The organism is Pseudomonas avellanae BPIC 631 (assembly GCF_000444135.1).
In the GTDB taxonomy this organism is placed as follows: Bacteria; Pseudomonadota; Gammaproteobacteria; order Pseudomonadales; family Pseudomonadaceae; genus Aquipseudomonas; species Aquipseudomonas avellanae.
Map to the genome: position 1 here is coordinate 1 of NZ_ATDK01000213.1, position 20,455 is coordinate 20,455.

General features: G+C 59.9%; 18 protein-coding genes and 1 other RNA gene. 18 read left to right on the forward strand and 1 reads right to left on the reverse strand.

Annotated features, from left to right (window positions below):
* Window positions 1-205 precede the first annotated feature (205 nt).
* From rsmI to lpxC, 18 genes are all read left to right on the forward strand, one after another.
* Complete coding sequence (gene rsmI / locus DW49_RS0108010; protein ID WP_024419771.1) at window positions 206-1,075, forward strand: 16S rRNA (cytidine(1402)-2'-O)-methyltransferase; 870 nt, start codon at window positions 206-208, stop codon at window positions 1,073-1,075.
* Between the two features lie 86 nt (window positions 1,076-1,161).
* An RNA gene (rnpB, locus tag DW49_RS1000000129055) (RNase P RNA component class A) lies at window positions 1,162-1,519 on the forward strand.
* Window positions 1,520-1,825: 306 nt separating this feature from the next.
* Entirely contained in the window at window positions 1,826-2,281 is a 456-nt protein-coding gene (gene mraZ, locus DW49_RS0108015; protein WP_005620303.1) for a division/cell wall cluster transcriptional repressor MraZ, read from the forward strand.
* Window positions 2,282-2,283: 2 nt separating this feature from the next.
* Window positions 2,284-3,225 (forward strand): 16S rRNA (cytosine(1402)-N(4))-methyltransferase RsmH, encoded by a 942-nt coding sequence (gene rsmH / locus DW49_RS0108020; protein ID WP_005620301.1) that lies wholly within the window; start codon window positions 2,284-2,286, stop codon window positions 3,223-3,225.
* Window positions 3,222-3,515: a cell division protein FtsL gene (gene ftsL, locus DW49_RS0108025; RefSeq protein WP_005620300.1), complete on the forward strand. Its 294-nt coding sequence runs from the start codon at window positions 3,222-3,224 to the stop codon at window positions 3,513-3,515. The genes rsmH and ftsL overlap by 4 nt, the downstream gene beginning before the upstream one ends.
* Window positions 3,515-5,242, forward strand: coding sequence for a peptidoglycan D,D-transpeptidase FtsI family protein (locus DW49_RS0108030; RefSeq protein ID WP_005766560.1), 1,728 nt, complete (start codon window positions 3,515-3,517; stop codon window positions 5,240-5,242). The genes ftsL and DW49_RS0108030 overlap by 1 nt, the downstream gene beginning before the upstream one ends.
* Entirely contained in the window at window positions 5,242-6,705 is a 1,464-nt protein-coding gene (locus DW49_RS0108035) for a UDP-N-acetylmuramoyl-L-alanyl-D-glutamate--2,6-diaminopimelate ligase (protein WP_005620296.1), read from the forward strand. The genes DW49_RS0108030 and DW49_RS0108035 overlap by 1 nt, the downstream gene beginning before the upstream one ends.
* Window positions 6,698-8,068, forward strand: a complete 1,371-nt coding sequence (locus tag DW49_RS0108040) for a UDP-N-acetylmuramoyl-tripeptide--D-alanyl-D-alanine ligase (protein WP_024419773.1) — start codon at window positions 6,698-6,700, stop codon at window positions 8,066-8,068. Before DW49_RS0108035 ends, DW49_RS0108040 begins: the two co-directional genes overlap by 8 nt.
* Window positions 8,068-9,150: a phospho-N-acetylmuramoyl-pentapeptide-transferase gene (gene mraY, locus DW49_RS0108045; RefSeq protein ID WP_003313553.1), complete on the forward strand. Its 1,083-nt coding sequence runs from the start codon at window positions 8,068-8,070 to the stop codon at window positions 9,148-9,150. The genes DW49_RS0108040 and mraY overlap by 1 nt, the downstream gene beginning before the upstream one ends.
* Window positions 9,151-9,155: 5 nt before the next feature.
* Window positions 9,156-10,502 carry a UDP-N-acetylmuramoyl-L-alanine--D-glutamate ligase gene (gene murD, locus DW49_RS0108050; RefSeq protein WP_005620293.1) on the forward strand — a complete coding sequence of 449 codons (1,347 nt, stop codon included), beginning with the start codon at window positions 9,156-9,158 and terminating at the stop codon, window positions 10,500-10,502.
* Entirely contained in the window at window positions 10,499-11,713 is a 1,215-nt protein-coding gene (gene ftsW / locus DW49_RS0108055; protein WP_003377639.1) for a putative lipid II flippase FtsW, read from the forward strand. The genes murD and ftsW overlap by 4 nt, the downstream gene beginning before the upstream one ends.
* Entirely contained in the window at window positions 11,703-12,773 is a 1,071-nt protein-coding gene (gene murG / locus DW49_RS0108060; protein ID WP_003377641.1) for an undecaprenyldiphospho-muramoylpentapeptide beta-N-acetylglucosaminyltransferase, read from the forward strand. Before ftsW ends, murG begins: the two co-directional genes overlap by 11 nt.
* Window positions 12,766-14,226: a UDP-N-acetylmuramate--L-alanine ligase gene (gene murC / locus DW49_RS0108065; RefSeq protein ID WP_003377643.1), complete on the forward strand. Its 1,461-nt coding sequence runs from the start codon at window positions 12,766-12,768 to the stop codon at window positions 14,224-14,226. Before murG ends, murC begins: the two co-directional genes overlap by 8 nt.
* Window positions 14,223-15,182, forward strand: coding sequence for a D-alanine--D-alanine ligase (locus tag DW49_RS0108070; protein ID WP_005620292.1), 960 nt, complete (start codon window positions 14,223-14,225; stop codon window positions 15,180-15,182). The genes murC and DW49_RS0108070 overlap by 4 nt, the downstream gene beginning before the upstream one ends.
* Before the next feature lie 3 nt (window positions 15,183-15,185).
* Window positions 15,186-16,055, forward strand: a complete 870-nt coding sequence (locus DW49_RS0108075; RefSeq protein ID WP_003377647.1) for a cell division protein FtsQ/DivIB — start codon at window positions 15,186-15,188, stop codon at window positions 16,053-16,055.
* A gap of 14 nt (window positions 16,056-16,069) precedes the next feature.
* Window positions 16,070-17,326 carry a cell division protein FtsA gene (gene ftsA / locus DW49_RS0108080; RefSeq protein ID WP_003377649.1) on the forward strand — a complete coding sequence of 419 codons (1,257 nt, stop codon included), beginning with the start codon at window positions 16,070-16,072 and terminating at the stop codon, window positions 17,324-17,326.
* 87 nt (window positions 17,327-17,413) lie between these two features.
* Window positions 17,414-18,601, forward strand: coding sequence for a cell division protein FtsZ (gene ftsZ / locus DW49_RS0108085; protein ID WP_002555041.1), 1,188 nt, complete (start codon window positions 17,414-17,416; stop codon window positions 18,599-18,601).
* Window positions 18,602-18,713: 112 nt separating this feature from the next.
* On the forward strand, window positions 18,714-19,625 hold the full coding sequence (gene lpxC / locus DW49_RS0108090) for a UDP-3-O-acyl-N-acetylglucosamine deacetylase (protein WP_005620290.1): 912 nt from the start codon (window positions 18,714-18,716) through the stop codon (window positions 19,623-19,625).
* Window positions 19,626-19,759: 134 nt separating this feature from the next.
* Here lpxC and DW49_RS0108095 read toward each other — a convergent pair whose 3' ends face one another.
* Entirely contained in the window at window positions 19,760-20,215 is a 456-nt protein-coding gene (locus tag DW49_RS0108095) for a DUF721 domain-containing protein (protein WP_017700029.1), read from the reverse strand.
* Window positions 20,216-20,455: the final 240 nt, after the last annotated feature.

The window sequence follows — 20,455 nt, forward strand, 5'->3', positions numbered from 1 at the left end:
TGGCCAAACTGGATCGTGATGCGTTCTTCAATGCTGAGTTCATGATATGACATAGGTTCACCGTACCGGATTGGTCAGGTGTTGCGCTCAGTTTTTGCCGCCGCCCCTTTTTCGTCGCCATCCCTGATGCGCGAACCGTTGGCCCGGCCGCAGCCTGTACAATGCGTTCTTTCAAACATCAGCTTTAACATAAGAGGTCTGCGTTTTGACTGTTCCGGTTGTTTCGAATTCCACTCCGGGCTCGCTTTATGTCGTTGCGACCCCCATCGGCAATCTGGACGATATGAGCGTGCGAGCGCTGAAGGTATTGCGTGAAGTCGCATTGATAGCTGCGGAGGATACCCGTCACTCGGCGCGCCTGATGCAACACTTCGGCATATCGACTCCGCTGGCCGCCTGTCACGAGCATAACGAACGCGATGAGGGTAGCCGGTTCATCACCCGTCTGCTGGCCGGAGACGACATCGCGCTGATTTCCGATGCGGGCACTCCGCTGATTTCCGATCCCGGTTATCACCTGGTGCGTCAGGCACGTGCCGCGGGTGTGCCGGTTGTTCCGGTGCCGGGTGCATGTGCGTTGATTGCAGCGCTGTCCGCCGCCGGGCTGCCTTCGGATCGATTTATCTTCGAGGGGTTTCTTCCCGCCAAGGCAGTGGGGCGCAGGGCAAAGCTTGAGTTGGTGAAAGAAGAGCCGCGCACGCTGATCTATTACGAGGCGCCGCACCGCATCCTGGAATGCCTGCAGGACATGGAGCTGGTGTTCGGTGCGGGCCGCCATGCATTGCTGGCGCGTGAAATAACCAAAACTTTCGAAACCCTCAAGGGTCTGCCTTTGGGTGAGTTGCGGGCATTTGTAGAAGTCGACAGTAATCAGCAGCGTGGCGAGTGTGTGGTGCTGGTGGCTGGCTGGACGCAGCCCGAAGACGAAGACGTTATTGGCGCTGAGGCGCGCCGGATTCTGGATCTGTTGCTTGAAGAGATGCCGCTCAAGCGTGCCGCAGCGCTGGCTGCCGAGATAACCGGGGTGCGCAAGAACCTGCTGTATCAGGTGGCGCTGGAGAAGCAGAAGGGCTGAGGAGTCGGTATTTCAAAGGCCCGGGCAGGCCTTGCACGCTATTAAAGCTTGTTCTTGATGGCGTGTGCCGCTAACCTTGTCGGCGGAGAGTCGATTGGACAGTCGCTGCCTCTTGTTGTTCCGCAACAAGGGGGGGAGGAAAGTCCGGGCTCCATAGGGCGGAGTGCCAGGTAACACCTGGGAGGCGCGAGCCTACGGAAAGTGCCACAGAAAATAACCGCCTAAGCACTTCGGTGCCGGTAAGGGTGAAAAGGTGCGGTAAGAGCGCACCGCACGTCTGGCAACAGTTCGTGGCAAGGTAAACCCCACTCGGAGCAAGACCAAATAGGGTTCCTAGGCGTGGCCCGCGCTGGAACCGGGTAGGTTGCTAAAGACGTCCAGTGATGGCCGTCGTAGAGGAATGACTGTCCTCGACAGAACCCGGCTTACAGATCGACTCTCCACCTTTTTTCTACCTCTCGCTTCAAGCAGCAAAACCCTCTCGTAATACCAAAAAAATCTTAAACCTCATAAATCACATTAACTTTGAATCGCAACGATTTGAGTCGTGTGGGATTTATCCGTCAGAACCTTCCTGAAATTATCCTTTTGTACTCGATACCTCTCCTAAATCTCCGAAATGTAAGGGTTTTCCTTAAGACCGTGCCTTGACGGTGTGGTGGGCGCGTTCCTATAGTGTGCGCAAGTGGCAGAAAGTGGCGCGAAGTGGGTTTTTTCAGCGCAAAAAGCTAATATTCGGAGAATGCGCCTGTGTTCCGTGGTGCCAATGCGATCAATCTCGATGCAAAGGGCCGTCTCGCTATGCCGAGTCGGTACCGTGACGAGTTGGATTCGCGTAGCGCCGGGCAAATGATCGTGACTATCGACGCTGTTGACCCATGCCTGTGTCTGTATCCGCTCTCCGAATGGGAGCTGATAGAAGCAAAACTGCGTGATCTGGCGACGTTCCGTGAAGAGAACCGTCGTCTGCAACGGCTGTTGATTGGTAATGCTGTCGATCTGGAACTGGACGGCAGTGGGCGTTTTCTGGTGCCGCCACGCCTGCGTGAATACGCAAGGCTGGATAAGCGCGTAATGCTGGTGGGCCAACTCAACAAGTTTCAACTGTGGGACGAGGACGCCTGGAATGCTCTTGCTGATGCTGACCTGGCTGCCATTCAAAAACCTGGCGCGATGCCCGACGAATTACGTGATCTGATCCTGTGACTATGAATAGCGGCTTTACCCACATCACCGTGCTCCTCGAAGAAGCCGTGGAGGCTCTCGCGGTGCGCGCTGATGGCTGCTATCTGGACGGTACGTTTGGACGTGGCGGGCATAGCCGTCTCATATTGAACCATCTCGGCCCCGACGGTCGGCTACTGGGTTTCGACAAGGACCCCCAAGCGATTGCCACAGGGCAAGCGCTAGCGGCCGAAGACGGCCGCTTTGTCATTGTGCAGCGCAGCTTTGCCGAGTTGGGCTCGCAAGCTCAGGAGCTTGGCCTGGCGGGCAAGGTCAGCGGCATTTTGCTGGACCTGGGCGTATCGTCGCCGCAGCTCGACGACCCCGAGCGCGGTTTCAGTTTCATGAATGACGGCCCTCTGGACATGCGCATGGACCCGACCCGCGGCGTCAGCGCTGCCGAGTTCATTGCCAACGCGCCCGCCGAAGAAATCGCCCGCGTGTTCAAGGAATACGGCGAGGAGCGTTTCGCCAAGCGCATGGCCAATGCCGTCGTTCAGCGCCGTGAAATCCAGCCTTTCGAGCGCACTGCCGATCTGGCTGAAGTCCTCAAGGTCGCCAACCCTGCCTGGGAAAAAGGCAAGAATCCTGCGACGCGTGCCTTTCAAGGCCTGCGTATTCACGTCAACAACGAACTGGGCGATCTGGAAGCCGGGCTTGAAGCGGCAATGGAGTCTCTGGAAATCGGTGGCCGTCTGGTCGTCATCAGTTTTCACTCGCTGGAAGACCGCATCGTCAAGCTGTTCATGCGCAAGCTCGCCAAAGGCGAAGCCGATAACATGCCGCGCAACCTGCCGATCCAGTACAAGGCGTTCGAGCCGAAAATCAAGATCCACGGCAAAGCTCAATTCGCATCGGATGTCGAAACCAAGGCCAACCCGCGCTCGCGCAGTGCTGTCATGCGCGTAGCGGAGAAGCTCAGGTGAGCCGTCTGTTCCTGAAGCCTTTGCCTGGCGGCAGCTTCATTATGCTGCTGCTGTTCATTGCTGTCCTCGTTTCGGCGATTGGTGTTTCCTATAGCGCCCATTGGAACCGTCAGCTGCTCAACTCGCTGTATTCGGAGATGAGCGTGCGCGACAAGACGCAGGCAGAGTGGGGGCGTTTGATTCTTGAGCAAAGCACCTGGACTGCCCACAGCCGCATTGAAACACTGGCCACCGAACAACTGAAGATGCGCATCCCTAGCGCTGCTGAAGTGCGGATGGTGGCGCCATGATGAAGCTTGAGGGCGCACTTTATCCGTGGCGTTTTCGCGTGGTCGTGGGGCTGCTGGTTTCGCTGGTGCTTGCCATTTGCTGGCGCATCGTCGACCTGCAGGTCATCGACCACACCTTCCTCAAGGAGCAGGGCGATGCACGCAGCCTTCGGCATATTCCGATTCCGGCTCACCGTGGCTTGATCACCGACCGTAATGGCGAACCGCTTGCAGTGAGCACGCCGGTTACCACGCTGTGGGCCAACCCGCGTGAAATGCAGCAGGACAAGTCCAAGTGGCCGATGCTTGCAGCGGCTACAGGTCAGGATCTCAAGGCGCTGACCGATCGCCTGGAATCGCAGGCCACCAAGGAGTTCATTTACCTGGTTCGCGGCATGACGCCGGAGCAGGGGCAGGCGGCGCTGGATTTGAAAGTCCCCGGCGTTTATGGCATCGAAGAATTCCGCCGTTTCTACCCGGCAGGTGATGTGACCGCGCACATGGTTGGCTTTACCGACCTTGATGACCACGGTCGCGAAGGTGTCGAGCTGGCGTATGACGACTGGCTTGCCGGAGTACCCGGCAAGCGGCAGGTCATCAAGGACCGGCGCGGCCGACTGATCAAGGATGTTCAGGTGACCAAGAATGCCAAGGCCGGAAAGACCTTGGCTTTGTCTATTGACCTGCGGCTGCAATACCTGGCCACCCGTGAACTGCGTAACGCCATCGTTGAAAACGAAGCGAAGGCAGGCAGCATGGTGATCATGGACGTCAAGACCGGTGAGGTTTTGGCGATGGTCAACCAGCCGACTTACAACCCGAATAACCGCCGCACCATGGTGCCTGCCGCCATGCGCAACCGGGCGATCATCGACGTGTTCGAACCAGGTTCGACCATGAAGCCGATCTCCATGACCGCAGCGCTGGACAGCGGCCGCTGGAAACCGACCGACAAGGTCGAGGTTTATCCGGGCACCCTGCAGATCGGCAAATACACGATTCGTGACGTGACCAAGACCGAAGGCCCGGTGCTCGACCTGACCGGCATCCTGATCAACTCCAGTAACGTCGGCATGAGTAAAGTCGCGTTCGACGTAGGCGGCGAAGCGATTTTCCGCGCCATGCAGCGCGTCGGCTTCGGTCAGTACACCGGCTTGGGCTTCCCGGGCGAGCGCGTCGGCAACCTGCCTAACTACCGCGAATGGCGCAAGGCAGAAACCGCCACGCTGTCCTATGGCTACGGCCTGTCGGTAACGGCCCTGCAACTGGTGCATGCCTACGGCGCGCTGGCCAACAATGGCCGGATCGTACCGCTGACCATTCTGAAAACAGACAAAGAGCCCGAGTCGACTCAGGCCATTCCCGAGAAAACCGCCAAGACCCTGCAAGGCATGTTGCAACAGGTGATCGAAGACCCGCGCGGCGTCTATCGCGCCCGTGTGCCGTCCTATCACGTCGGCGGCAAGAGCGGTACGGCACGTAAAACGTCGATCGGCACCAAGGGTTATGCGGAGAACTCCTACCGTTCCCTGTTCGCCGGTTTCGGCCCCATGAGTAACCCGCGTTACGCCATCGTCGTGGTCATCGACGAGCCGAGCAAGGGCGGTTACTACGGCGGTCTGGTTTCGGCTCCGGTGTTCAGCAAGGTCATGTCCGGCACGTTGCGTCTGATGAACGTGACGCCAGACAACCTTGCGCCACCGGAACAAGTCAATGTCGCACCTGCAGCCAAAGGAGGGCGTGGTTGATGGCCTTTAATCTCAGCAAGATTTTCGCTCATACCGACCGCGATCCCTTGATCCGCGAGTTGACACTCGACAGCCGCAACGTTCGTCCGGGTGATCTGTTTCTGGCTGTGCCGGGCATCAAGGTCGATGGTCGTGCGCACATCGCCGACGCGCTCAAGCGCGGCGCAGCAGCGGTGGCCTACGAAGTCGAAGGTGCAACGGTTCTGCCGATCACCGACGTGCCGCTGATTCCGGTCAAAGGGCTGGCAGCGCAGTTGTCCGACGTTGCCGGTCGCTTCTACGGCGACCCGAGCCGCAGCCTTAATCTGGTGGGCGTCACCGGCACCAACGGCAAGACCAGCGTCACTCAGCTGGTTGCCCAGGCGCTCGACGCGCTGGGTCAACGCTGCGGCATCGTCGGCACGCTCGGCACCGGCTTTTACGGCGCGCTGCAAAGCGGCCGTCATACCACTCCTGACCCCATTGCCGTTCAGGCGACGCTGACCGACCTGAGAAAGGCGGGCGCACGCGCCGTGGCCATGGAAGTGTCGTCTCATGGTCTGGATCAGGGCCGCGCTAAAGCGCTGGCGTTCGACGTGGCGGTGCTGACCAATCTGTCCCGTGATCACCTGGATTATCACGGCACCATGGAAGCTTACGCGGCAGCCAAGGCCAAACTGTTTGCATGGCCGAATCTGAACTGCCGGGTGATCAACCTGGATGACGATTTCGGTCGCGAACTGGCTGGCCTCAAGCAAGAATCGCGGTTGATCACCTACAGCCAGCTGGACAGCACGGCGTACCTGTACTGCCGCGATGCGAAATTCGATGACGATGGTGTGCGCGCCACATTGGTCACGCCTCAGGGCGAGCATTTCCTGCGCAGCAGCCTGCTGGGGCGTTTCAACCTGAGCAATGTGCTGGCAGCGGTCGGCGCATTGCTGGGGCTGGACTACGCACTGGACGAAATTCTCAAGGTACTGCCCAAACTCGAAGGGCCGGTCGGCCGCATGCAGCGTCTGGGCGGCGCCGACAAGCCTCTGGTGGTCGTGGATTACGCGCACACCCCGGACGCCCTGGAAAAAGTGCTCGAAGCACTGCGTCCGCACGCCAAAGGCCGCCTGTTGTGCCTGTTCGGCTGCGGCGGTGATCGCGATCGCGGCAAACGTCCGTTGATGGCTGAAGTGGTTGAGCGATTGGCTGACGGCGTCTGGGTTACTGATGACAACCCGCGCTCCGAGGCACCGACCAACATTTTTGACGATATTCGTCCAGGTTTCGTAGCGGCCGACAAAGTGCGCTTCATCGAAGGTCGTGGCCAGGCCATTGCCGAGCTGATCGCCAGTGCAACTGCCTATGACGTGGTGGTGCTGGCGGGCAAAGGCCACGAGGACTACCAGGAAATCGACGGCAAGCGTCAGCCGTTTTCCGATCTGGAAGAAGCCGCCAAGGCACTTGCCGCATGGGGGCCAGCGAATGATTAAGCCGATGACATTCAACGAACTGACCGTACCGCTCGACGCGCGTCTGGTCGGCGGCGATTGCAGCTTTGACGGTGTGAGCACCGACAGCCGTGGCATCGTGCCGGGGCAATTGTTCGTGGCCCTGACCGGTCCGCGCTTCGACGGCCATGAGTACCTCGACCAGGTCGCAGCCAAAGGTGCAGTCGGTGCCTTGGTCGAGCACGAAGTGGAGGGCGCTGCCTTGCCACAACTGGTGGTACTCGATACCCGTAAGGCGCTCGCGCAACTGGGTGCGATGAACCGCAACGGGTTTGTCGACAGGCCCGTCGCTGCCGTCACCGGGTCCAGCGGCAAGACCACTGTCAAGGAAATGCTCGCGAGCATTCTGCGCACGCGCGGCCCTGTATTGGCAACGCGCGGCAACCTGAACAACGAACTGGGCGTTCCGCTGACCCTGCTGGAACTGGCGCCGGAATACACTGCTGCCGTCATTGAACTGGGCGCTTCGCGGGTCGGCGAGATTGCCTACACCGTGAGCCTGACCAAGCCGCATGTGGTCATTATTACCAACGCCGGAACCGCCCATGTCGGCGAGTTTGGCGGCCCCGACCGAATCGTCGAGGCCAAGGGCGAGATTCTTGAAGGCGTCGAAGCCAGCGGCACGGCCGTGTTGAATCTGGAAGACAAGGCATTCCCGATCTGGCGCAAGCGCGCCGGTCACCGCAACATTCTGACCTTCGCGCTGGCTGATGCTGCGGCTGATTTCTATGCCAGCGAGCTGAGCCGTGATGCGCGAGGCTGCCCGAGCTTCACCATGGACAGCCCGCTCGGCAACGCGCAGATCCAGTTGAATCTGTTGGGCACGCACAACGTGACCAACGCCTTGGCGGCTGCAGCTGCCGCCTGTGCTCTGGGCGTAAGCCTGGAAGGCATCGTTGCCGGCCTGAACAACGTGCAGCCGGTCAAAGGCCGTGCCGTCGCGCAAATCGCCAGCAATGGTGTGCGCGTCATTGATGACACCTACAACGCCAACCCTGGGTCGATCAACGCCGCCGTCGACATCCTCACCGGTTTTACCGGCCGTACCGTGCTGGTGCTGGGCGATATCGGCGAGCTGGGCGAATGGGCCGAGCAGGGCCATCACGACGTGGGCGCCTATGCCGCTGGCAAGGTGTCTGCGCTGTATGCCGTCGGCCCACTCATGACACACGCCGTCAGTGCCTTCGGTGAACATGCCTACCACTTTGCCAGTCAGGCAGAGCTGATTGCGGCGCTGGGCGCCGAGCAAGACCCCAATACCACTTTACTGATCAAGGGCTCGCGTAGCGCTGCGATGGAAAACGTCGTGGCTGCCTTGTGCGGTTCTAGCCTGGAGAAACATTAATGCTGCTGCTGTTGGCCGAGTTCTTACAACAGTTCTACAAAGGCTTTGCGGTCTTTCAATACCTGTCTCTGCGCGGGATCCTTGGCGTGCTTACTGCGCTGACGTTGTCGCTGTGCCTGGGGCCGTGGATGATCCGCACCCTGCAGATGCGTCAGATCGGTCAGTCGGTCCGTAACGATGGTCCCCAATCGCACTTGTCCAAGTCCGGTACGCCGACCATGGGCGGGGCGCTGATCCTCTCGTCCATCGGTATCAGCACCTTGCTCTGGGCCGATTTGAGCAACCGCTATGTCTGGGTTGTGTTGCTGGTGACCTTTCTGTTCGGTGCCATCGGCTGGGTCGATGACTACCGCAAGGTCATTGAAAAGAATTCCCGTGGTCTGCCGAGTCGCTGGAAGTATTTCTGGCAGTCGGTGTTCGGCCTTTGTGCGGCAATCTTCCTGTACACGACCGCGCCATCGGCGACCGAAACCACGCTGATCGTGCCGATGCTCAAGGATGTGCGCATTCCGCTCGGCATCGGCTTCATCGTGCTGACCTACTTTGTGATTGTCGGCTCCAGCAACGCAGTCAACCTGACTGATGGCCTGGACGGGCTGGCGATCATGCCGACGGTGATGGTCGGTGGTGCGCTGGGCATCTTTTGCTACCTGTCGGGTAACGTGAAATTCGCTGAATACCTGCTGATTCCCTATGTGCCGGGGGCAGGTGAGCTGATTGTCTTTTCGGGTGCGCTGATTGGTGCGGGGCTCGGGTTTCTCTGGTTCAACACCTATCCGGCTCAGGTGTTCATGGGCGACGTCGGTGCGCTGGCACTGGGCGCTGCGCTGGGCACCATGGCCGTGATCGTGCGTCAGGAAATGGTCCTGTTCATCATGGGCGGCGTGTTCGTGATGGAAACCCTTTCAGTGGTCATTCAGGTTGCGTCTTTCAAACTGACCGGTCGCCGCGTATTCCGCATGGCGCCGATCCATCACCACTTTGAACTCAAAGGCTGGCCCGAGCCACGCGTGATTGTCCGTTTCTGGATCATCACTGTGATTCTGGTGCTCATCGGCCTTGCCACACTGAAACTGAGGTAAAACGAGTGTCCCTGATCGTTTCTGACCGCTTCCGCATTGTTGTGGGGCTTGGCAAGAGTGGCATGTCCCTGGTTCGCTTCCTGGCGAACCGGGGCGTGTCCTTTGCTGTGGCCGACACGCGGGAAAATCCTCCTGAGCTGGCGACCTTGCGTCGTGACTATCCTCAGGTGGAAGTGCGGTGTGGCGAGCTGGATGTGGACTTCCTCTGCCGTGCCGACGAGCTCTATGTAAGCCCTGGTCTGGCCTTGGCCACACCGGCCTTGCAGCAGGCGCATGCCCGCGGCGTCAAGCTGTCCGGCGACATCGAACTGTTCGCCCGTTATGCCAAGGCTCCGGTGATTGCGATTACCGGCTCCAACGCAAAAAGCACCATCACCACGCTGGTCGGCGAGATGGCCGCAGCAGCCGGCAAGCGTGTTGCTGTGGGCGGCAACCTGGGCACCCCGGCGCTGGACCTGCTCAGCGATGATGTCGAGCTATACGTAATGGAGCTGTCCAGTTTTCAGCTCGAAACCACCGATCAGCTCAATGCTGAAGTGGCGACCGTGCTGAACATCAGCGAAGACCACATGGACCGTTATTCCGGTCTGCCGGCCTATCACCTCGCCAAGCACCGGATTTTCCGTGGCGCGCGGCAAGTGGTGGTCAATCGGCAAGACGCGCTGTCCCGTCCGTTGATCGGAGAAGGCCTGCCTTGCTGGACGTTCGGCCTCAACAAGCCCGACTTCCACGGCTTTGGTCTGCGTGAAGAGAACGGCGAAAAATTCCTGGCGTTCCAGTTCGACAACCTGATGCCGGTGAGCGAGCTGAAAGTTCGCGGCGCACACAATCAGGCCAACGCACTGGCAGCCCTGGCGCTGGGGAATGCCGTGGGCCTGCCGTTCGACGCCATGCTTGCCAGCCTGCGTGAGTTCACCGGCCTTGAACACCGCTGCCAATGGCTGCGTGAGCGCAATGGCGTGGATTACTACAACGATTCCAAGGCCACCAACGTTGGTGCTGCGCTGGCGGCTATCGAAGGCCTGGGTTCGGACATCGACGGCAAGCTGGTGTTGATCGCCGGTGGCGATGGCAAAGGTGCCGACTTCAGCGGCCTGCGTGCCCCCGTGGCGCAATATTGCCGCGCTGCGGTGTTGCTGGGTCGCGATGCCGAGCTGATTGCCCAGGCGCTGGGTGATGCCGTGCCGCTGATTCGTGTCGACACGGTACAGGCGGCTGCCGAGCGCAGCGCCGAGCTTGCTCAGCATGGCGATGCCGTGCTGCTTTCCCCTGCATGCGCCAGTCTGGACATGTTCAAGAATTATGAAGAGCGCGGACGTGTGTTCGCGCAGGCAGTGGAGTGCTTGTCATGATCTTCGGTGTGATCAAGCCTTATCCATCGCCACTGATCAGCGGGCGCGGTATCGACCTCGACTTCCCGATGCTGGTCGGTTGCCTGGCTCTGCTGGGCCTCGGTCTGGTGATGATTACTTCTGCTTCGTCGGAAGTTGCCGCCGTGCAGTCGGGCAATACGCTGTACATGATGACTCGTCACCTGGTCTATCTGCTGATCGGTCTGGGCGCGTGCGGTGTGACCATGATGATCCCGGTCGCGACCTGGCAGCGTCTTGGCTGGCTGATGCTGCTCGGCGCGTTCGGCCTGTTGCTGCTGGTGCTGGTGCCGGGGATCGGGCGCGAGGTGAACGGGTCGATGCGCTGGATCGGCTTCGGCGCGTTCAACGTGCAGCCGTCGGAGATCGCCAAGGTGTTTGTGGTGATCTTCCTGGCGGGCTACCTGATTCGCCAGCAGCAGGAAGTTCGCGAGAGCTGGATGGGCTTCTTCAAGCCGTTCATCGTGCTGCTGCCGATGGCCGGTCTGCTGCTCATGGAGCCTGACTTCGGCGCAACCGTTGTGATGATGGGCGCGGCAGCTGCCATGTTGTTTCTCGGTGGTGTCGGCCTGTTCCGTTTCTCGCTGATGGTCGTTCTGGCGGTCGCCTCGGTTGTCGTTCTGGTTCAGGCCCAGCCTTACCGGATGGCGCGTCTGACCAACTTCACCGACCCGTGGGCCGACCAGTTCGGTTCGGGCTATCAATTGACCCAGGCGCTGATTGCCTTTGGGCGCGGCGAGTGGATCGGCGTCGGTCTGGGCAACAGCGTGCAAAAGCAGTTCTATCTGCCGGAAGCGCACACCGACTTCGTGTTCTCCGTGCTGGCGGAAGAGCTGGGTGTGGTCGGGTCGCTGATCACGGTTGCGCTGTTTCTGTTCGTCGCGATTCGCGGCATGTACATCGGCATGTGGGCCGAGCGCGCCAAGCAGTTCTTCGGCGCTTATGTGGCCTACGGTCTTTCGTTCCTGTGGATCGGTCAGTTTCTGATCAACATCGGTGTGAACGTCGGCCTGCTGCCGACCAAGGGTCTGACCCTGCCGTTCCTCAGTTATGGCGGCAGCTCGCTGGTCATCTGCTGCGCAAGCCTTGGCTTGCTGCTGCGCATTGAATGGGAATCGCGCAACAACATGGGCAGCGAAGAAGCCGAGTTCAAGGAAAGCGACTTCGCCGAGGAGACGCCCCATGGACGCTAATGTGCTGATCATGGCAGGCGGGACCGGCGGGCATGTGTTCCCGGCACTGGCCTGCGCTCGCGAATTCCAGGCCCGTGGCTACAAGGTCCATTGGCTGGGCACACCGCGCGGCATTGAAAATGAACTGATCCCGCAGGCGGGTCTGCCCCTGCACCTGATCAATGTCACCGGTCTGCGTGGCAAGGGCCGGTTGTCGCTGCTCAAGGCACCTTTCATGCTGCTCAAGGCCCTGATGCAGGCCCGAAAGGTTGTGCGTCAGGTGAAACCGGTCTGCGTGGTCGGCTTTGGTGGTTATGTCACCGGCCCCGGCGGTCTGGCTGCAAGGCTGGCTGGCGTGCCGTTGATCATCCACGAGCAGAATGCCGTTGCCGGCACTGCCAACCGCAGTCTGGCGTCGTTCGCCAGCCGCGTGTGCGAGGCCTTCCCGAATACATTTGCCGCCTCGGCCAAGCGCCGTACTACCGGCAACCCGGTGCGTGTCGAGTTGTTTCTCGAAACACCGCGCCAGGCACTGGCCGGACGCAAGGCGCGTCTGCTGGTGCTGGGCGGTAGCCTGGGTGCGGAGCCGCTGAACAAGTTGTTGCCCGAGGCGCTGGCCCAGTTGCCTCAGGACATCCAGCCCGAAGTGTTTCATCAGTCGGGCAAGAATCATGACGCCGTCACCGCCGAGCGCTATCGCAACGTGGGCGTCGAGGCGCAAGTAGCGCCGTTCATCCAGAACATGGCCCAAGCCTATAGCTGGGCCGATCTGGTGGTCTGCCGCGCAGGCGCACTGACCATCAGCGAACTGGCCGCCGCCGGTCTGCCGTCGTTGCTGATACCGCTGCCCCACGCGATTGATGACCATCAGTCGCGTAACGCCGACTATCTGGCCCGCGAAGGCGCAGCCTTCGTCATGCCGCAAGCGACAACTGGCGCCGCCGAGATGGCCGCACGCCTGAAAGAGGTTTTGATGCAACCCGAACAATTGAACAGCATGGCCCGCACTGCACGCAGCCTGGCCAAGCCTGATGCAACCAACACCGTCGTCAATGTCTGCGTGGAGGTGGCCCATGGTTGAGAATCAGCGCGCCATGCCACAGCCTGAAATGCGCCGTATCCGCCGCATCCACTTCGTCGGTATCGGCGGCGTTGGCATGTGCGGCATTGCCGAGGTGCTGTTGAACCTCGGTTACGAAGTGTCCGGCTCCGACCTCAAAGGCTCGGCCGTGACCGAACGCCTTGAGTCGTTCGGTGCACAGATTTTCGTCGGCCATCGCGCCGAGAACACCGTGGGTGCTGACGTGCTGGTGGTTTCCAGTGCCGTCAACACGTCCAACCCGGAAGTCGCCACCGCTCTGGAACGCCGTATTCCAGTGGTGCCGCGTGCCGAGATGCTCGCCGAACTGATGCGCTATCGCCACGGCATTGCCGTTGCCGGTACGCATGGCAAAACCACTACCACCAGCCTGATTGCTTCGGTGTTCGCGGCCGGTGGCCTGGACCCGACGTTCGTCATTGGTGGCCGTCTGAACGCTGCCGGCACCAACGCGCAGCTGGGCACCAGCCGTTACCTGATTGCCGAAGCCGACGAAAGCGATGCCAGTTTTCTGCACCTGCAACCGCTGGTCGCGGTGGTCACCAACATCGATGCCGATCACATGGCGACCTACGGCGGCGACTTCAACAAGCTGAAGAAAACCTTCGTCGAGTTCCTGCACAACCTGCCGTTCTACGGTCTGGCGGTGATGTGCGTCGATGATCCGGTGGTGCGCGAGATTCTGCCGCTGGTCAAGCGTCCGACCCTGACCTACGGCTTCAGCGAGTCTGCCGACATCCGTGCGATCAACGTGCGCCAGGACGGCATGCTGACGTTCTTCACCGTGCTGCGCCGCGACCGCGAGCCGCTGGACGTGTCGGTGAACATGCCCGGCAACCACAACGTACTGAACTCGCTGGCGACCATCGCCATCGCGACTGACGAAGGCGTCAGCGATGAAGCCATCGTTCAAGGGCTTTCGGGCTTTCAGGGCGTCGGTCGGCGCTTCCAGGTTTATGGCGAGTTGCCGGTCGAGGGCGGCAACGTGATGCTGGTCGACGACTACGGTCACCATCCGCGTGAAGTGGCTGCTGTGATCAGTGCCGTGCGGGGTGGTTGGCCGGATCGTCGTCTGGTCATGGTTTATCAGCCGCACCGTTTCAGTCGTACCCGCGATCTGTACGACGATTTCGTGCAGGTGCTCGCCGACGCCAACGTGTTGCTGCTGATGGAAGTCTACCCGGCCGGTGAAGAACCGATTCCCGGCGCGGACAGCCGCAACCTGTGCCACAGCATTCGTCAGCGCGGCCAGCTGGACCCGATCTACATCGAGCGCGGCGTCGAGCTGGCGCCGCTGGTCAAGCCGCTGCTGCGTGCGGGCGACATCCTGTTGTGTCAGGGCGCCGGTGACATCGGTGGCCTGGCGCCGCAATTGCTCAAGAGCCCGCTTTTTGTCGGCGCAAAAGTGGCTTCGACCGAAGGTAAGTTGAAATGACAGCCGTTGCCCGGTCTTCCCTGCGCTCGACACTGGAGCCGAAAAGTTTCGGCCGTGTCGCCGTGCTCTTCGGCGGCAAGAGTGCCGAGCGGGAAGTCTCCCTGAACTCGGGTCATGCAGTGCTCAAGGCGCTGCTCGACGCTGGCGTGGATGCGTTCGGCATCGATGTGGGCGACGACTTCCTGCAGCGACTGGTCAGCGAAAAGATCGACCGTGCGTTTATTGTTCTGCACGGGCGTGGTGGCGAAGACGGCACCATGCAAGGGCTGCTGGAGTGCCTGGAAATCCCTTACACCGGCAGCGGTGTACTGGCTTCGGCGCTGGCAATGGACAAGTTGCGCACCAAGCAGGTCTGGCAGAGTCTGGGCCTTGCAACACCGCTGCACGCCGTTCTGGAAAACGAGAATGATTGTATTTGTGCGGCCACGGAACTGGGCTTCCCTTTGATCGTCAAACCGGCCCATGAAGGTTCAAGTATCGGTATGGCAAAGGTGAACAGCGTCGATGAATTGATCGCCGCCTGGAAAGCTGCCAGTACCTACGATTCGCAAGTATTGGTCGAACAGTGGATTCAGGGTCCTGAGTTTACTGTGGCGTCTCTGCGTGGCCAGGTGTTGCCTCCCATTGGCCTGGGCACTCCTCACAGTTTTTATGATTACGACGCCAAGTACCTGGCCTCCGATACTCAGTACCGGATCCCGTGTGGGCTTGACGATGCACAGGAACAGCAACTCAAACAACTTGCAGCACGCGCGTGCGACGCCATCGGCATTGCAGGGTGGGCGCGCACGGATGTGATGCAGGATGCACAAGGCAAGTTCTGGTTGTTGGAAGTCAATACCGTGCCCGGCATGACCGATCACAGTCTGGTGCCAATGGCCGCGCGCGCTGCCGGTCTGGACTTTCAACAGCTGGTGTTGGCGATTCTGGCCGACAGCGTTCAGGCGAGAGGTTAAGGCATGTACGGCCCGTCGGCACGTCCTCAGCCACCCGCTCCCGGCCGCAACAAGCCGGTGCCGCGTGGCGCCAGCCGGATGGTGGCCAAAGAGCCTCTGTCAGCGCGCCTGCCCAAGGCCAACTTCAGTTTTCTGAAGCGTCTGTTCTGGCCAGTGCTGTTGGTGGTTCTGGGCTTTGGTACTTATGAGGCCGCACAGCGTCTGCTGCCGTATGCCGACCGCCCGATTGCCCGCATCAATGTGCAGGGCGATTTGAGTTACATCAGCCAGCAGGCTGTGCAACAACGAATTGCGCCTTATGTGGCGTCGAGTTTTTTCAAGATCGATCTGGCCGCCATGCGCACCGAACTTGAGCAGATGCCGTGGATTGCACACGCCGAAGTGCGTCGCGTCTGGCCGGACCAGGTGGTTATTCGGCTTGAGGAGCAGTTGCCGGTTGCCCGTTGGGGCGATGAAGCACTGTTGAATAACCAGGGGCAGGCTTTCACACCGCGTGAACTGTCCAATTACGAACATCTTCCCCAGTTGTTCGGCCCGCAGCGGGCCCAACAGCAGGTGATGCAGCAGTACCAGGTATTGAGTCAGATGTTGCGGCCAATGGGCTTCTCCATCGTGCGCCTGGAACTGCGCGAGCGCGGCAGCTGGTTCCTGACAACAGGTGCCGGTAGTGCTGGCCCGGGTATCGAACTGTTGCTTGGACGCGACCATCTTGTCGAGAAGATGCGCCGCTTCATCGCGATCTACGACAAAACGCTGAAAGAACAAATAACGAATATCGCGCGCGTCGACTTGCGTTACTCCAACGGCCTTGCGGTCGGTTGGCGCGAACAGGCAGCGGCAACGACGGATAAACCCGCCGTCGCGAAGAATTGATAAGAGGCAGGACCATGGCAAACGTGCAAAGCGGCAAAATGATCGTCGGGCTGGATATCGGTACCTCCAAGGTGGTGGCGCTGGTAGGCGAAGTCGCGGCCGATGGCTCGCTGGAAATCGTGGGTATCGGTACCCATCCGTCCCGCGGCCTGAAAAAAGGCGTGGTGGTGAATATCGAATCCACCGTGCAGTCGATTCAGCGCGCTATCGAAGAAGCGCAGTTGATGGCCGGTTGCCGTATTCACTCGGCATTCGTCGGCGTTGCAGGCAGCCACATTCGCAGCCTGAACTCCCACGGCATTGTGGCGATTCGTGATCGTGAAGTCAGCGCTGCGGACCTTGAGCGCGTGCTCGATGCTGCTCAGGCGGTGGCCATTCCTGCCGACCAGCGCGTGCTGCACACCCTGCCTCAGGATTACGTGATCGATAACCAGGAAGGCGTGCGTGAGCCTCTGGGCATGTCCGGCGTGCGTCTGGAAGCCAAGGTCCACGTCGTGACCTGCGCGGTGAACGCGGCGCAGAACATCGAGAAGTGCGTGCGTCGTTGCGGTCTGGAAGTCGACGACATCATTCTCGAGCAACTGGCATCGGCCTATTCGGTACTGACCGACGATGAGAAAGAGCTGGGCGTCTGCCTGGTGGACATCGGTGGCGGCACGACCGACATCGCGATCTTCACCGAAGGCGCCATTCGTCACACGGCGGTGATCCCGATTGCCGGCGATCAGGTCACCAACGACATCGCCATGGCGCTGCGTACGCCGACCCAGTACGCCGAAGAAATCAAGATTCGTTATGCCTGCGCTCTGGCCAAACTGGCCGGCGCCGGAGAAACCATCAAGGTGCCGAGCGTGGGCGACCGTCCACCTCGCGAGCTGTCGCGTCAGGCCCTGGCCGAAGTGGTCGAGCCTCGTTATGACGAACTGTTCACTCTGATCCAGGCCGAACTGCGTCGCAGCGGCTACGAAGACCTGATCCCGGCTGGCATCGTGCTGACCGGTGGTACGGCGAAAATGGAAGGTGCGGTGGAACTGGCCGAGGAAATCTTCCACATGCCGGTGCGCCTGGGCGTGCCGCACAGCGTCAAAGGGCTCGCGGATGTCGTGCGCAACCCGATCTATTCAACGGGCGTAGGCCTGTTGCTTTATGGCCTGCAGAAACAGTCGGACGGTATTTCGCTGTCTGGGATTGTCGGCAACAGCAGCTACAGCGACGAGACCAAGGCCCCGGTGCTTGAGCGGATCAAGCGTTGGGTGCAGGGCAATTTCTAAGCGGCAGATTTCAAAGATTCAGGCCGACAAAAAGCAGTATCGGCAGGCAGTAGGCAAACCTAACTAGAAAGCGGAAGGAGAGAGAAAATGTTCGAACTCGTAGACAACGTCCCGCAAAGCCCGGTTATCAAGGTTATCGGTGTAGGCGGTGGTGGCGGAAACGCTGTCAATCACATGGTCAAGAGCAACATCGAAGGCGTGGAATTCATCTGCGCCAACACCGATGCTCAAGCGCTGAAAAACATCGGCGCGCGGACCATTCTGCAACTGGGCACAGGCGTGACCAAAGGCCTTGGCGCTGGCGCCAACCCTGAAGTCGGTCGTCAGGCCGCACTGGAAGATCGCGAGCGCATTGCAGAAGTTCTGCAGGGCACCAACATGGTCTTCATCACCACTGGCATGGGCGGCGGTACCGGTACCGGTGCAGCACCGATCATTGCCGAAGTGGCCAAGGAAATGGGCATTCTGACGGTCGCGGTCGTGACTCGTCCGTTCCCGTTCGAAGGTCGCAAGCGTATGCAGATCGCCGATGAAGGCATCCGCATGCTGTCCGAAAGCGTCGACTCGTTGATCACCATTCCCAACGAGAAGCTGCTGACCATCCTCGGTAAGGACGCCAGCCTGCTGTCGGCTTTCGCCAAGGCTGACGATGTACTGGCCGGTGCCGTTCGCGGTATCTCCGACATCATTAAACGTCCGGGCATGATCAACGTCGACTTCGCCGACGTGCGCACCGTGATGAGCGAAATGGGCATGGCGATGATGGGCACTGGCTGCGCCAGCGGTCCTAACCGTGCGCGTGAAGCGACTGAAGCGGCTATCCGCAACCCGTTGCTTGAAGACGTCAACCTGCAGGGCGCTCGCGGCATCCTGGTCAACATCACTGCCGGTCCTGACCTGTCTCTGGGCGAGTACTCGGACGTGGGCAGCATCATCGAAGCGTTCGCTTCCGAGCACGCGATGGTCAAGGTCGGTACGGTTATCGATCCGGACATGCGTGACGAGTTGCACGTGACTGTGGTTGCCACCGGCCTGGGCGCGAAAATCGAGAAACCTGTCAAGGTCATCGACAACACGCTGCAGACCACCCAGCAGGCTCCTGCACAGCAGGCGTCCCGTCAGGAAGCACCTTCGGTCAACTACCGTGACCTGGACCGCCCTACCGTGATGCGCAATCAGGCACACGCAGGCGCAACAGCTGCGGCGAAGATGAATCCGAACGATGACCTCGATTACCTGGACATCCCGGCTTTCCTGCGTCGTCAGGCCGATTGATGAAATGTATCAGGGGTATTAGGGTGATTGGTGTTCAGCAAAGGCATGGTCTGCTATCATCGCCAGCCTTTGTTGATACCAGTTCGCAACTTGCGCTGAAGCGGCCCATGCCATGATAAAACAACGCACCCTGAAAAATATTATCCGTGCCACAGGTGTAGGCCTGCACTCCGGGGAGAAGGTTTACCTGACCCTCAAGCCCGCACCTGTGAATACCGGCATTGTGTTTTGCCGAGCTGACCTTGACCCCGTCGTGCAGATCCCTGCGCGTGCGGAAAACGTCGGCGACACCACTCTGTCGACCACTCTGGTCAATGGTGATGTCAAAGTTGACACGGTAGAACACCTGCTCTCGGCCATGGCTGGCCTTGGCATCGATAACGCCTACGTCGAGCTCTCTGCCTCCGAAGTTCCTATCATGGACGGCAGCGCAGGCCCTTTCGTATTCCTGATTCAATCGGCAGGCCTGGAAGAACAGGACGCGCCGAAGAAATTCATCCGTATCCTGCGTGAAGTCACAGTGGAAGAGGGCGGTAAGCGCGCTACTTTCGTGCCTTTCGAGGGGTTCAAGGTCAGTTTCGAGATCGATTTCGATCACCCCGTCTTCCGTGACCGCACCCAGAGTGCAAGCGTGGACTTTTCCAGCACTTCTTTCGTGAAAGAAGTCAGCCGTGCCCGGACCTTCGGGTTCATGAGTGATATCGAGTACCTGCGCAAGCACAACCTCGCACTCGGCGGCAGTGTGGAAAACGCCATCGTGGTCGACAAGGACGGTGTACTGAACGAAGACGGCCTGCGTTACGAGGACGAATTCGTCAAACACAAAATCCTTGATGCCATCGGTGACCTCTACCTGCTGGGCAATAGCCTGATCGGTGAGTTCCGGGGCTTCAAATCGGGGCATGCACTGAACAATCGTCTCCTGCGCGCCTTGATCGAGCAGGCAGACGCCTGGGAAGTCGTGACCTTCGAGGATGCCAGTACGGCACCTATTTCTTACATGCGTCCTGTCGCGGCCGTGTAAGCAAGCTTTACTCTCTTTCCTTTTGTTATTTAAAGGCTGCCCTCGGGTGGCCTTTTTTTATGGTTTTTTTTGACGGGCGTCAGGTGTGCGCAGGGTTCGGCCGTTGGCAGATTGTCGGTCGAGAGGGCTCAGGGTTACTTCTTGTCCCTGGCATGGCTGGCCAGCCGTTCAAGGGCGGCACGCAGCTTGGGGTCGGTGATGCCCTCGGCGGTGGCCTGAATATTTTCGGCGGCGACCGTCGACAGGTCGATGGTGTGCGTGGCTGCTCCGCGCGGGGCGTCGGGTGGCTGCACCTTGAAGGCAATACGGGTCAGATTGATGAATTCATCAAACGCAACTAGTTGGCGGTGCAGACGCTTCTGCTGATAGCGCAAGCGTGTGGCCCAATGACCGTCCGTCACGATCAGCAACAACGTGCCTTCGCGCCATGACGCCACATGACAATGCTCGCGCGCCGCTGGCTGCAACTGACTTTCGAGCAGGCGCTGCAGATGGCTCAGGCGCTCGGCGTGACGAAAGATAGCCTTGAGAGGCTTGGCTTCACGCAGCAAAACAGCGGGTGGGCGGGCATTCAGAGGACGAAAGGCCATGGGCAAGTGCCTGGTAACAAGATGAACATCTTAACAGAAAGCAATCTGACGGCTGCTTTCCAAGGCATTTCCGTGCTTTCATATGCAAATCAATGAGTAACTTCCCCGGATTGCGGGTTGAAGTGCTTGAAAATGGCCCCATTGTAAAACTGCCCCGTCACAGCGCTGTGCCAGCATCGTGGAATAACGCCACTTTCCTCACCATCGTTTCCGGGTAGAATGCTCGTTCGCATGTGGCCA

Excerpts from the sequence above, each read along its gene's own strand:
- rsmH (WP_005620301.1), top strand. The coding sequence starts at position 2,284 with ATGAATAGCGGCTTTACCCACATCACCGTGCTCCTCGAAGAAGCCGTG.
- DW49_RS0108030 (WP_005766560.1), top strand. The coding sequence starts at position 3,515 with ATGAAGCTTGAGGGCGCACTTTATCCGTGGCGTTTTCGCGTGGTCGTG.
- DW49_RS0108035 (WP_005620296.1), top strand. The coding sequence starts at position 5,242 with ATGGCCTTTAATCTCAGCAAGATTTTCGCTCATACCGACCGCGATCCC.
- DW49_RS0108040 (WP_024419773.1), top strand. The coding sequence starts at position 6,698 with ATGATTAAGCCGATGACATTCAACGAACTGACCGTACCGCTCGACGCG.
- mraY (WP_003313553.1), top strand. The coding sequence starts at position 8,068 with ATGCTGCTGCTGTTGGCCGAGTTCTTACAACAGTTCTACAAAGGCTTT.
- ftsW (WP_003377639.1), top strand. The coding sequence starts at position 10,499 with ATGATCTTCGGTGTGATCAAGCCTTATCCATCGCCACTGATCAGCGGG.
- murG (WP_003377641.1), top strand. The coding sequence starts at position 11,703 with ATGGACGCTAATGTGCTGATCATGGCAGGCGGGACCGGCGGGCATGTG.
- murC (WP_003377643.1), top strand. The coding sequence starts at position 12,766 with ATGGTTGAGAATCAGCGCGCCATGCCACAGCCTGAAATGCGCCGTATC.
- DW49_RS0108070 (WP_005620292.1), top strand. The coding sequence starts at position 14,223 with ATGACAGCCGTTGCCCGGTCTTCCCTGCGCTCGACACTGGAGCCGAAA.
- DW49_RS0108075 (WP_003377647.1), top strand. The coding sequence starts at position 15,186 with ATGTACGGCCCGTCGGCACGTCCTCAGCCACCCGCTCCCGGCCGCAAC.
- ftsA (WP_003377649.1), top strand. The coding sequence starts at position 16,070 with ATGGCAAACGTGCAAAGCGGCAAAATGATCGTCGGGCTGGATATCGGT.
- ftsZ (WP_002555041.1), top strand. The coding sequence starts at position 17,414 with ATGTTCGAACTCGTAGACAACGTCCCGCAAAGCCCGGTTATCAAGGTT.
- lpxC (WP_005620290.1), top strand. The coding sequence starts at position 18,714 with ATGATAAAACAACGCACCCTGAAAAATATTATCCGTGCCACAGGTGTA.
- DW49_RS0108095 (WP_017700029.1), bottom strand. The coding sequence starts at position 20,215 with ATGGCCTTTCGTCCTCTGAATGCCCGCCCACCCGCTGTTTTGCTGCGT.